8 protein-coding genes are annotated in these 12,757 nt (G+C 56.1%); 3 read left to right on the forward strand and 5 right to left on the reverse strand.

The window, feature by feature from the left end; all coding sequences use genetic code 11:
* From VGM48_RS23820 to VGM48_RS23835, 4 genes are all read right to left on the reverse strand, one after another.
* Window positions 1-1,029, reverse strand: coding sequence for a sensor histidine kinase (locus VGM48_RS23820; RefSeq protein ID WP_331583280.1), 1,029 nt, complete (start codon window positions 1,027-1,029; stop codon window positions 1-3).
* Window positions 1,030-1,135: 106 nt separating this feature from the next.
* Complete coding sequence (locus VGM48_RS23825) at window positions 1,136-2,329, reverse strand: acyltransferase family protein (RefSeq protein WP_331583282.1); 1,194 nt, start codon at window positions 2,327-2,329, stop codon at window positions 1,136-1,138.
* Between the two features lie 162 nt (window positions 2,330-2,491).
* Complete coding sequence (locus VGM48_RS23830; protein WP_331583284.1) at window positions 2,492-2,836, reverse strand: hypothetical protein; 345 nt, start codon at window positions 2,834-2,836, stop codon at window positions 2,492-2,494.
* 122 nt (window positions 2,837-2,958) lie between these two features.
* Window positions 2,959-3,414 carry a response regulator gene (locus VGM48_RS23835; RefSeq protein WP_331583286.1) on the reverse strand — a complete coding sequence of 152 codons (456 nt, stop codon included), beginning with the start codon at window positions 3,412-3,414 and terminating at the stop codon, window positions 2,959-2,961.
* Window positions 3,415-3,589: 175 nt separating this feature from the next.
* Between VGM48_RS23835 and VGM48_RS23840 the strand changes: the two genes are divergently transcribed.
* From VGM48_RS23840 to VGM48_RS23850, 3 genes are read left to right on the forward strand one after another with little or no spacing between them, the layout of a single operon-like run.
* The gene (locus VGM48_RS23840; RefSeq protein ID WP_331583288.1) at window positions 3,590-9,436 is read left to right on the forward strand and encodes a HAMP domain-containing protein; all 5,847 of its coding nucleotides are present in this window, start codon (window positions 3,590-3,592) and stop codon (window positions 9,434-9,436) included.
* Between the two features lie 30 nt (window positions 9,437-9,466).
* Entirely contained in the window at window positions 9,467-10,738 is a 1,272-nt protein-coding gene (locus VGM48_RS23845) for a response regulator (RefSeq protein WP_331583290.1), read from the forward strand.
* 13 nt (window positions 10,739-10,751) lie between these two features.
* Window positions 10,752-12,203 (forward strand): hybrid sensor histidine kinase/response regulator, encoded by a 1,452-nt coding sequence (locus VGM48_RS23850; protein WP_331583292.1) that lies wholly within the window; start codon window positions 10,752-10,754, stop codon window positions 12,201-12,203.
* A 14-nt stretch (window positions 12,204-12,217) separates the two neighbouring features.
* Here the strand turns inward: VGM48_RS23850 and VGM48_RS23855 are convergent, their stop codons facing one another.
* Window positions 12,218-12,676: a DinB family protein gene (locus VGM48_RS23855; RefSeq protein WP_331583294.1), complete on the reverse strand. Its 459-nt coding sequence runs from the start codon at window positions 12,674-12,676 to the stop codon at window positions 12,218-12,220.
* Between the last annotated feature and the right edge of the window lie 81 nt (window positions 12,677-12,757).

The raw sequence follows: 12,757 nt of genomic DNA on the forward strand, positions 1-12,757 counted from the left end.
TCAGAATTGGAGAGTTAATACGGCGGAAAATTGGGTATCCCTTTTCTCCGCGACGAGTGTATGTTTTCCGGGATACAGCAGTTCCAGCCGGCGCCGGAGGTTCTCCAGCCCGATGCCTTTGCCGGCGTGGTTGGATGCGTTGAGATGCGCCGGTAGGCTGTTGGTCACCCGGAATTCGATGTGTTCGGCCGTCAGGTCGGCGCTGATCTTTAGTTGGTAGTCGCCGCCGACATATTTGAAGGCGTTTTCCACCAACGGCAGAAAGAGCAGGGGATACACCTGCTGGCCATCGAGCCGGGGATCGAACCGGGTCTCGAGGCGGAGCTTCTCCGAGCTGCGGGTCTGTTGCAGGACGATGAAATTATCGAGATAGTGGATCTCCTGGCTGACCGGGACGGTCTGTTGCTGATCGTATAGCTGGTAGCGGAGCAGCTCGGAAAATTTCTCCACGCTCTGTTTGGCGCCGGCGACGTTCTCGTCCATCTGAAAATAGATCGTGTTCAGCGCGTTGAACAGGAAATGCGGATGGTATTGGGCTTTGAGGAACTTGAGTTCGGTGTCGAGATGATCGTTGCGGATCTTCTCGATCAGCACCTTCTGCTCGACGAGGGCCCGGACGAGGCTGTTCCCGCGAAGGATGGCGTAGTGCAGGAGCATGAACAGTGAGAGCAGCACGTTGACGATGACCAGGTCGTCGATGCCGATGGGATAGTCGTGGGCCAGGACGTGGATGAGGCTGCTGACGCCGGTGGCCAGGAGCATCGCGACGAGGAGGATCTCGCCAAACTCCAGGGCGATGGACCGAAGGGTATTGGGACTTTTCCGCTTCTCGAATTTCCGAACGAAGAGCCCGGGGATGCGGTACATGGGATAGGAAAGGAGAATGGTCCCGATAACCTCCACCAGGTTCTGCTCGAGGCGGCGTTGCCAGAACTTATCCTCGGTGGTAAGGTCGGATACCAGCCGGATGATGGTATAGAAGAACAGACCATATATCGGCGGAAAGATATATTTCCAGAAGAATTTCATGCGGGTGAAAGATAAGACATTAATTACGCCCCCGGGTTCATTCCAAAATTAACCCGGGGCGCAATCCGGCTAACGATGGGCCTTCGGCCAAAGGACCTGTGGTCCTTTATAATATGTTTTTAAGGACCGGGATGCGCCGGAAGACGGTCGCGGAGAGAAGATAGGTCACGGCGATGCTCAACGCCGTCGCGACGAGGAATTTCAGCAACGGCTCGCCGGGCCAGCCGCTCATCAGCCGGGTGATGACGATGAGGATGGGCGGGTGGAAGACATAGACGGCAAAAGCATTGGCAGAGAAGAAGGCGGAGCGGGGTCCCTGGCGGTTGAACCGTTCGCGGAAGAGGGTCAGGAAGCCCAGGGAGATCCCGACACCGGCCATCGACTCGAGGACGCACATCCCGGCACTTTGCCAGTGCCAGCCGCCGCTGAAGGCAGCTGTTTGGCCTTTTACGAGGAGGTTTATCGCGATCAGGCCGGCCCAAAGGCCGAGACCGCCGAGGAGCCCGATACGGCCCCAGCGTTTTCCGGTGCGGGTCGGAAGGGTAGTCAGCCAGCTATGGCGCCAGGCGAGTATGCCGGCGAGGAAGAAGGCGATGTACTGCGAGAAATAACCGAATTGCATGTTGTAGAAGTCGGTTCCGTTTGGCCAGTAGAGGCGGACAAAAAACGTTGCGGCGGCGATGACGGCGATGAAACCGGTGATCACGACGCCGCGGGGTAAGGGTTTGGGGTTGTTGGCCGTTTTCCGCGGGATAAAGATGCGCCAAACAGCATAAAGGCAACAAAAGAACAGCAGGGCGATACAGAACCAGAGCGGGCCGTTACCGGCGAGAAACCGGCCACGGGTGATATAATGGCCATATTCGCGCCAGAAGCTGCGGTTGGGATCCCCGGGAGCCCAGACGCCCGCAGCATAGTAGCAGGTGATGGGATGGAGGATGAAGATATAAAACAGCGCGGGCAGGCCGAGGCGGTAGGCGCGATCTTTTATAAAGCGGCCGGCGCCCTTCCGGTCGAAGGCCCCGGGAACGAAATAGCCGGCGACGAAGAAGAGAAGCCCCATGAAGAAGGACTGGAGGAAGACCTGGTAGGTGACAAAGGTCAGCTTCTCCGGAAGGCCGAGTTGGGCGGGTTCGTTATAGTACCAGCTGCCGACATTGCTGTAGGTGACGGCGGCGTGCATACTGAGCACGAACAGGATCATGACCCAGCGGAGGTTGTCGATAAAGGGAAGGCGGGCCGTTGTGGGAACGGCTTTCGGGGCGGGTGTCGCAGGGATGGCAGGGATGGCTAGTTCCATGGTTGTTTGATTGTATCGTAAAACTAGCCTGCGGAGATGCGAAGGGAAAGTTTCTTTGACGTATGGACGATAATCAGGGGTGAAAAGACGAGCGGGCCGCCGGGAATAAAAATGGCCGGCCTCCTTGCGGAAACCGGCCTGCGGGGAGAGGTGTCAAAAATCTTAAATGATAATGATCAGCAGCAGGATGATAATGATCAGCGCGCCGACGGAGATATAGACCCCGGTAACGGCCCGGGATTCCTTTTTCATGTCCTTCAGTTCGGTACGAAGTGCCTTCCGTTCAGCCTTTGTCAGCTGTGACTTATCCATAGCCTTTATGTAGTCGACACGGTCCTTCATCTGTTGGACCAGGGCCTGTTTTTGTTGTTCGCTCATGATAGCCAGCTCTTGTTTGGAAGGCAGGTTGACGGGAGCGTTTGCATCGTTTATTCCTTCGCTGAGCCCGCGGAGCGTAAAGAAAAAAAGCAGGGCGGGAAGCAGGAAGATGATCTTGAGTTTTTTCATGTCGGTTGATTTTAGTGATGTGCCGTTTTACCGGTAAACCGTTCAAAAGCTGTTCCCTATCTATCTGCCGGATTATCATTAAAAAAGTGTGGAAAAGATTCCACACTTTTTTAATATTTCCACTAAATTTTTTCAGCCGGAGGGGCGGGTGGTGCCTGAGGTTGCGGGTGATGATATTCGTGAAGCCAAAGCTTGACGATACAATCGGTGATGTCGACCAATTCGGTAAAGGAATCCGGTTTTCGAAGAAAGCAGCTGGCACCCAGTTCATAGGACGTCTTGCGGTCCTGGTGAAGGGTGGATGTCGTCAGAACGATGATCGGGATCTGGCTGAACTGTTTGTTGTTGCGGAGCTCTTTCAATGCATGCAATCCCAGCATGCCGGGCATGTTGAGATCGAGCAGGATAAGGGCCGGGAGCTCCGCATCAGCCGCGTAAAGCGTCTCCATAAGCGTTTCCGCATTCTCGAGAAAAGCGTAGTCGATCTGCGGGCTTCTCTCCAGAAACGCATCGAGAATGATCTGCCTGTCATCCGGATCATCGTCTACGATGTAGATCAAGCGGGTGTTACTTTTCATAATTAAACAAATGGTTCTAAACGGTGATAAGGCCAGGCTGTCGTTCTTTTAAGGGCGTCTTAATTCCCTTAACCAGAACCTTGCCAAATATATGGCGCAAGTATTGTGGGTTATATCCTTAGGCATCTACTATCTTTAACCAACTATACCTGTTTATATAAAGTAAAATTCCAATATGGGACTATCCACCACTAAGGAAATCAAAAAGAAAGCCAAGCCAACCCCCTCTGCCAACGGAACCGCCCGAACCGTTTCCCGCGAAAAAACATACGAACCGGAGGAGCATCTGGATGACAAAGAATTACTACGAATTTTACTACAAGTTCGCAACGGTAATTTTACGGTCCGCATGCCCATCGGGGAGGTGGGTGTAAAGGGGCGCATCTACGATACGCTGAACGAAATTATTTCCCTCAACGAAGAGATGATGCGGGAATTCACCCGTGCGGGCAATACCATCGGGAAGCAGGGTAAGCTGACGCAACGGATCGCGGTGCCCAATGCCAAGGGGGGATGGGCGACCGGGGTCGATTCGTTGAACGCGCTGATCTCCGATCTCGTGCATCCGACGATCGAGATCGCGCATGTGATCTCCTCCGTGGCGAAGGGGAACCTCTCGCAGAACATGCCGCTGGAGATCGGCGGTCATACGCTGCAGGGGGAGTTCTCGCGCATCGCCCGGGAAGTGAACGACATGGTGAAGCAGCTGAACCTGTTCTCTATGGAAGTCACGCGTGTTGCCCGTGAAGTGGGTTCGGAGGGCAAATTGGGTGGCCAGGCGAAGGTTAAAGGGGTGGCCGGGGTCTGGAAGGACCTGACCGACTCGGTGAACCTGATGGCGGGTAACCTGACGGCGCAGGTGCGCAATATCGCCGATGTGACGACGGCGATCGCCAAAGGCGACCTTTCCAAGAAGATCACGGTGGACGTAAAGGGGGAGATCCTCGAACTCAAGAATACGATCAATACGCTGGTCGACCAGCTCAACTCCTTCTCTTCGGAAGTGACGCGTGTGGCGCTGGAAGTGGGAACCGAGGGTAAGCTGGGCGGCCAGGCCCATGTGCGCGGGGTAGGGGGAACCTGGAAGGACCTGACCGACTCGGTGAATGCGATGGCCTCCAACCTGACGGGCCAGGTGCGAAACATCGCCGAGGTGACCACGGCGGTGGCGAAAGGGGATCTCTCGCGGAAGATCACGGTGGATACCAAAGGAGAGATCCTCGAGTTGAAGAACACGATCAATACGATGGTCGACCAGCTCAACTCCTTCTCTTCGGAAGTGACACGCGTGGCGCGTGAGGTGGGTTCGGAAGGTAAACTGGGCGGCCAGGCCGATGTGCCGGGAGTCGGCGGTACCTGGAAGGATCTGACCGACTCGGTGAACATCATGGCGGGTAACCTGACGGCGCAGGTGCGCAACATCGCCGAGGTGACCACGGCGGTGGCGACGGGTGACCTTTCACGAAAGATCGATGTGGCCGTTAAAGGGGAAATCCTCGAACTCAAGAATACGATCAATACGATGGTGGACCAGCTGAACTCCTTTTCTTCGGAAGTAACGCGCGTAGCGCGGGAAGTGGGCTCGGAGGGTAAGCTGGGTGGTCAGGCCGCGGTGGAGGGCGTCGGCGGGGTCTGGAAGGATCTCACCGACTCGGTGAACCTGATGGCGGGTAACCTGACGGGCCAGGTGCGAAACATCGCCGAGGTGACCACGGCGGTGGCGAAGGGGGACCTTTCGCGAAAGATCACCGTAGACGTGAAGGGGGAAATTCTGGAGTTGAAGAATACGATCAATACGATGGTGGACCAGCTGAACTCCTTCGGATCGGAAGTGACGCGGGTGGCGCGTGAGGTGGGATCGGAAGGTAAACTGGGCGGTCAGGCCGATGTGCCGGGGGTCGGCGGTACCTGGAAGGATCTCACCGACTCGGTGAACAAGATGGCGGGGAACCTGACGGCGCAGGTGCGCAATATCGCGGAGGTGACCACGGCCGTGGCCAATGGTGACCTGTCGCGTAAGATCACGGTGGACGTACAGGGAGAGATCCTCGAACTCAAGAATACGATCAATACGATGGTGGACCAGCTGCGCGGCTTCGCTTCGGAAGTGACGCGCGTGGCGCGGGAAGTAGGTACGGAAGGGAAGCTGGGTGGCCAGGCCTTTGTGCCGGGGGTAGCCGGCACCTGGAAGGATCTCACCGACTCGGTAAACGGGATGGCCTCCAACCTGACGGGCCAGGTGCGTAACATCGCCGAGGTCGCCATCGCGGTGGCCAACGGGGATATGTCGAAGAAGATCACGGTGGACGTGCGCGGAGAGATCCTGCAGCTGAAGGAAACGCTGAATACGATGGTGGACCAGCTGCGGGCCTTTGCCTCGGAAGTGACGCGTGTGGCGCGTGAGGTGGGTACCGATGGCAAGTTGGGTGGTCAGGCCTTTGTACCGGGTGTCGCCGGTACCTGGAAGGACCTTACCGACTCCGTAAACTCGATGACGGGTAACCTGACGGCGCAGGTGCGGAATATCGCCGAGGTGACCAAGGCGGTGGCCTCGGGTGACCTGTCGAAGACGGTGGCCATCGACGTAAAGGGAGAGATCCTCGATTTGAAGAATACGATCAACGTGATGGTGGAGCAGCTCAACTCCTTCGCCTTCGAGGTCACCCGCGTCGCACGCGAAGTGGGTACGGAAGGTAAGCTCGGCGGACAAGCTGAGGTACGGGGAGTTGCCGGCACATGGAAAGACCTCACGGATTCTGTTAACATGATGGCCTCCAATCTGACCAACCAGGTGCGGGGGATCGCCAAGGTGGTGACGGCCGTGGCGACGGGTAATCTGAAACAGAAATTGTCGATCGTATCGCGCGGCGAGGTGGCGCAGCTGACCGATACCATCAACGAGATGATCGATACACTGGCGCTTTTTGCCGACCAGGTAACGACCGTGGCCCGTGAGGTGGGGGTCGAGGGCCGGTTGGGCGGTCAGGCCAGTGTGCCGGGCGCCTCGGGTATCTGGAAGAATCTGACGGAGAACGTGAACCAGCTGGCGCAGAACCTGACGACGCAGGTGAGGAGTATCTCCGAGGTGGCATCCGCGGTGACGAAGGGTGACCTGACGCGAACCATCCGGGTCGAGGCAAAGGGTGAGGTGGAAGCGTTGAAGGATACGATCAACCAGATGATCGCCAACCTGAAGGAAACGACCTTACGGAACCAGGAACAGGACTGGCTGAAGTCGAACCTGGCGAAGTTTACGCAGATGCTGCAAGGCCAGAAAGACCTGAATACAGTGACTCAGCGGATCCTGGCCGAGCTGGCGCAGGTGGTGTCGGCGCACTATGGCGCCTTCTTCATCCTCAAACAGGACGAAGATACCCGCGAGGACAAGCTGCGGCTATTTGCCGCCTACGGGTATAAAACGGACAAGAATATCCCGACGGAATTCACCATCGGTGAAGGCCTGGTAGGGCAGGTGGCTTTTGAGAAGGAACGGATCATCCTGAGCAATGTGCCGGGCAACTATATAAAGATCAGCAGCGGATTGGGCAGGGCGAAGCCGGCCAATCTCATTATCCTGCCGGTGTTGTTCGAGAACAAGGTAAAGGCCGTTATCGAACTGGCTTCCCTGGATATCTTCGGTCAGACGCACCTGGACTTCCTCGGTCAGCTGACCGAGAGTATCGGGATCGTGTTGAATACGATCGAGGCCAACTCAAGGACCGAAGAACTGCTGGAACAGTCGCAGTCGCTGGCCGGTGAGCTGAAGATCCAGCAGGAGGAGCTGCGCCGGACCAACGACGAGCTGCAGGACAAGGCGCTGTTGCTGGTGAAGCAGAAGAACGAAGTGGAGAACAAGAACAAAGAAGTGGAAGAGGCGCGCCGCTCGCTGGAAGAAAAGGCCGAGCAGCTGACGCTTACCTCCAAGTATAAGTCGGAGTTCCTCGCCAATATGTCGCATGAGCTGCGGACGCCGCTGAACAGCCTGCTGATCCTCGCGCAGCAGCTGTATGAGAACGTGGAGGGCAACCTGACAGACAAGCAGATCCGCTACGCCAAGACGATCCATAGCTGCGGGGATGACCTTATTCAACTGATCAATGACATTCTCGATCTGTCGAAGATCGAGTCCGGCTTTATCACCGCGAATATCTCGCCGGTCCGATTCACAGAGATCGCCTCATTTGTGGAGACGACCTTCAAGCCGATCTCGGAGGCCCGGCATGTGCGGTTTACGATCGAGACGGACCCAAGGCTCCCGCAGAGTATGGAGACGGACCTGCAGCGGTTGAATCAGATCCTGAAGAACCTGTTGTCCAACTCCTTTAAGTTTACCGAGAAGGGCGAGGTAAAGCTGAAGATATTCGAAGCCAACCGCACCTGGAAGCAGGGGACGTCCTCGCTGGACGAGGCGCGCCAGGTGGTGGGTTTTGCCATCAGCGACACCGGTATCGGTATCCCGCTGGAGAAACAAAATATTATTTTCGAGGCCTTCCAGCAGGCGGAGGGTTCCACCAGCCGGAAATATGGGGGCACGGGGCTGGGGCTGTCGATCAGCCGCGGCCTGGCCGAACTGCTGAGCGGGACCATCGAACTGGAATCCGTTCCGGGCCGGGGAAGCACCTTTACGCTTTTCCTGCCGGTGGAGAATATCACGGGGTTGATCACCAAGGAAGCTTCGGATAGCCTCAATGCCTTTCGACAACTGCAACTGGACAATGATAACACGGAGATCGATACGCTGCTGAACTCCCTGCGGGTGACCAACGAGCCGCTGGAGGGGGCGAACCTGAATATCGTCAATGAAATGATCAACGATGCCGGGGATGACCGGAGTAATGTCCAGCCGGGGGATAAGATCGTACTCATCGTGGAGGACGATCTCCGGTTTGGCCGGATCATCATCGAGAAGTCGCACCACTATGAGATGAAGGCGGTGGTGGCCACCAACTACCTGGAGGTGTTCGACTTTATCAACCGGTTCACACCCGTCGCCATCACGCTGGATGTGAAGCTGCCGGACACCAGCGGCTGGAAGGTGCTGGACCTGCTGCGAAACGATCTGAACTACCGGCATATCCCGATCCATCTCATCTCCGGCGAGGAGAACCAGACCCTGGCGCTGAAACGCGGCGCGCGGAGTTTCCTGCTGAAACCGTTGGAGAATGAAGCCTTGAACGAACTGTTCGAAGACATCAGTTCCTTTAGCAAGAAGGAGACACGTCGGGTGCTGGTAGTGGAGGACAACGATACGGAGTCTTCGCAGATCAGCAAGATGCTGCAAAGCGAGAATGTGGAGGTGACGGTCGCCTCGGATGGCCGGAAGGCGCTGGAGGAGACCGATATGAAGGCCTTTGACTGTATCATCCTCGACTATACACTCCCCGATATCTCGGGGGTCGACCTGGTCACCCGGGTAAGTGCGACCAAGAACAAGCTGACGCCGGTGATCGTCTATTCGGCCAAGGACTTCAACAAGAAAGAGCTATACCATCTGAACCGGAGCAGCAACGCGGTGTTGCTAAAGGGCGTCAACAGCCTGGAGCATCTGCTGGAGGAGACCGTGCTGCATCTGCATATCAACCACCGGGACCTGGCGCCGGAGAAGCGGCGGGTGATCGAAAACCTCCGGATGAAGGATGATATCCTTACCGGGAAGAACGTGCTGGTGGTGGATGACGACGTGCGGAACCTTTTTGCCCTGACCACGGTGTTCGAACGGTATAACATCAACGTCATCACCGCCGAGAGCGGCCGCGAGGCGATCCAGATCATCAATGACGACAAACAGAAAGTCGACATGGTGCTGATGGATATCATGATGCCGGAGATGGATGGGTATGAAACGACACAGAAGATCAGACGGGAGCATAAGAACAACACCCTCCCGATCATCGCGGTCACGGCCAAGGCCATGAAGGGTGACCGGCAGAAATGTATCGAGGCGGGCGCTTCGGACTATATTACGAAGCCCTTGAAGATCGATCAGCTGCTTTCCTTGATGCGTGTATGGTTTTATAAATAATCCCCAGTCGTAGTAATGCAACCAAAAATCATGTTAGTCGATGACCGCGAGGACAACCTCCTGTCGATGGAGACAGTGCTGGAACCCGATGGTTATCGTTTTGTAAAAGCCACCTCCGGACGTCAGGTTTTGAAGACGCTGCTCACCGACCTGGATTTTGCGCTTATCCTGATGGATGTACAGATGCCGAACCTGAACGGTTTTGAAACGGCCTCGCTCATCTACGAGCGGGAGCGCCTGAGACATATACCCATCATTTTCATCACGGCCAACAACTATGGGGATGAGAACCTCTTCAAAGGGTACCGCGCGGGCGCCGTGGATTATATCTACAAGCCCGTGAACCCGGACCTGCTGCGGGCGAAGGTGTCGGTTTTTGTCGAGCTGTACCGGAAGAACCAGCGGCTGACGGCGCAGGAACAAAAACTGGTGGCGATAAACCGCAACCTGGAGATGGAGATCAACGAACGGAAAGCGTCGGAAGAAAAGGTGACGGAGCTGAACAAGCAGTTGCTGGAGAATATCTCCCGGCTGGAAGCCGCCAATAAGGACCTGGACCTTTTCGCTTTTATGGCCTCGCATGACCTGCAGGCGCCGCTGCGAAAGGTCCGGATGTTCAGCGACCGGCTGCTGGCCAGCACCGATAACAGCTTTTCAAAAGAGGGCAAGCTCTATCTGACGCGGATCCAGGAGGTGTCCAAACGCATGCAGGACCTGATCAACGATATCCTGCGGTTTTCCAAGATCTCGGTGGAGAAACAGAATTTCGAGGAGGTGGACCTCAACGGGGTGGTGGAGGAGGTGTTGTCCGAGATGGAAGGCGTCATCCAGGAGAAGGCCGCGAAAGTGAAGGTCGACCGGCTGCCGGTGTTGCCGGCGAGTACCGTGCTGATGGGGCCGCTTTTCTCCAATCTGATCAGCAATTCGTTAAAATACTGCAAGAAAAAGGAGTCGCCGCAAATCCGTATCCGGTATGAGGAAGGGCCGGTGCTTGCTTCGGCGAACGGCCGGGAGCAGGAGACCCGCTATGGGCGGATCTATATCGAGGACAATGGCATCGGGTTTGATCAGAAGTATGCCGAGCAGATATTCGATATGTTCCGCCGGCTGCATTCCAACGCGGAATATGAGGGAACCGGGATCGGGCTCGCCCTTTGCAAGAAGATCGTAGAGATGCACAAAGGGTTTATATCGGCCCTTGGCAAACCGGGTGAGGGGGCGATCTTTATCGTGTCGCTTCCGCTTGGCGGCGTGCCGGCTGCTCTAGTAGAAAAAAATGACGACATTAGTGACTTAAATTAATTTAGCTGTTACCATGTTGCCTTCCAGCCTCCCTACAAGGATCCTTATCGTAGAAGATGACGAAGACGACTTTCTGATCATCGACGCCTGTATCAAGGATATTCCCGACAAGGAATTCCGGATCGACTGGTGCTATGACTACAATGAAGCACTGCAGCGGATCGGCCAGGCCCGTTATGATCTTTATTTTGTGGATTATCTGCTGGGGGCCAAGACGGGGCTCGAGCTGTTGCAGGAAGCCATCAGCATGGGTTGCGAGGAGCCGCTCGTGCTGCTCACCGGTATCGGCAACCGGGACCTCGATGTCCAGGCCATGAATATCGGGGCGGTGGATTACCTCGTCAAGTCGGAGATCAATACCGAAAAACTGGAGCGCTGCATGCGGTATGCGCTGGAGAGAAGCGCTTATATCCGGGCGTTGCGGGTCAACGAACGGAAGTTCAGGACCATTTTCGAGCGGAGCAAGGACGCGGTATTTCTCACCGGGGACGATCTTGTCTTCCAGGATGTGAATGCCGCGACCGGCGAACTGTTCAAATATGGGAAGGAGGAGCTGATGCAGATGAGCCTCTATGATCTTTTTGCGCGAAAAGAGGCGGCCGACCAGCTTCGGGACCGCCTGTCGCTGACCGGTGAGGTGGAGGACCTCGAGGTGGAGCTGATCACCCGGAATAAGGAACGGCGCAACTGTATCCTGTCCATTTCGTGGCAGGTCTATTCCAGCGGCGAGACCTATATCCAGGGGATCATCCATGATATCACCAATCTGAAAAGGATCGAACGGGCCACGTTCCAGATCGAGAAACTGCGGTCCACGGCTACGCTGCTGCGGACGCTGGCGCATGAGGTGCGTAACCCGTTGACCAATATCAACCTCTCCGTCGAGCAGTTAAAGCCCGAGATGGACAGCGAGGATGCGAATATCTATCTGGATATCATCGCGCGGAATTGCGGGCGGATCGACAGCCTGATCTCCGAACTGCTTGACCTTTCGCGGCCGGCCGAGATCTCGTTGCAGAAGACGCGGCTGCAGGAGATCCTCGACAACACGCTGGCGGCAGCATCGGACCGGATCTCGCTGAAGAATATCCGGCTGGAGCTGATGTACCCCGAGAAGCCGGCCTTCGTCATGGCCGACAAGGAAAAATTGCGTATTGCCTTTCTCAATATCCTCATCAACGCGGTGGAGGCCGTACCGGCGCAGTCGGGTGTGATCACCATTGCCATCCGCGAGGAGATCCCCCAGCATTACAAAGTGAGTATCGCCGACAATGGGGGCGGCATTCCCGAAGAGAATATCTCCCGCATCTTCGAGCCGTATTTTACTTCCAAGACCAATGGGTTTGGCCTGGGGCTGGCCGCGACCTGGAATATTCTGCAGTCGCATCGCGCCGGCATCGACGTCAGTTCGCAGCTGGGCGAGGGGACGAGCTTTATGCTGACTTTTGAGCGGGTTGAGCGATAACGAAGCCCGCGACCCTAGCCTGGATACGCGATCGGGTCGAGATCGAGTATCTGGTGGAGGTGGTGCAGCAGATGGTTGCAATAATCTGCCGCCACCCATTCGAGGGTCTGTGCCTGACCGCCCATCGAGCATTTCCGTTGTGTCCCCTCTGGGGACATATTGGCCAGGATGATGATGATATGTTTGTTCAGCAGCGTCCAGAGCGCGATCAGATCGCGCGCCGGGTAGTCCCGGTAACCGGTGAGGACCACCCAATCATCCTGTGAGTACGGGATATCGGGGGTGTCTTCGTACTGAGCGATGACGAATCGCCGGATATTGTTCTGGGCCGAGTCGACCAGATGTCCCAGGATCTCTTTCTTACTCCATTTTTCGGGACCGGGCCGCCAATTGTAGGTTTCGTCGGTAACCGCTTCCAGCCGTTTGCTATAGATGCGGATGATCTTTTCGAGGTAGCCAATCGTGGGTTGCATGGGTGCACTAGTGTTGTCTTACGAATATATATAAATTTGTTTTCATGCAAATGGGTATTCAGGTGAATTTGATAATCTCCA

Source organism: Puia sp., from assembly GCF_036500295.1.
GTDB lineage: Bacteria > Bacteroidota > Bacteroidia > Chitinophagales > Chitinophagaceae > Puia.

Coding starts and splice junctions, on each gene's coding strand:
- VGM48_RS23825 (WP_331583282.1), bottom strand. CDS start 2,329: ATGGAACTAGCCATCCCTGCCATCCCTGCGACACCCGCCCCGAAAGCC.
- VGM48_RS23830 (WP_331583284.1), bottom strand. CDS start 2,836: ATGAAAAAACTCAAGATCATCTTCCTGCTTCCCGCCCTGCTTTTTTTC.
- VGM48_RS23835 (WP_331583286.1), bottom strand. CDS start 3,414: ATGAAAAGTAACACCCGCTTGATCTACATCGTAGACGATGATCCGGAT.
- VGM48_RS23855 (WP_331583294.1), bottom strand. CDS start 12,676: ATGCAACCCACGATTGGCTACCTCGAAAAGATCATCCGCATCTATAGC.
- VGM48_RS23820 (WP_331583280.1), bottom strand. CDS start 1,029: ATGAAATTCTTCTGGAAATATATCTTTCCGCCGATATATGGTCTGTTC.
- VGM48_RS23850 (WP_331583292.1), top strand. CDS start 10,752: ATGTTGCCTTCCAGCCTCCCTACAAGGATCCTTATCGTAGAAGATGAC.
- VGM48_RS23845 (WP_331583290.1), top strand. CDS start 9,467: ATGTTAGTCGATGACCGCGAGGACAACCTCCTGTCGATGGAGACAGTG.
- VGM48_RS23840 (WP_331583288.1), top strand. CDS start 3,590: ATGGGACTATCCACCACTAAGGAAATCAAAAAGAAAGCCAAGCCAACC.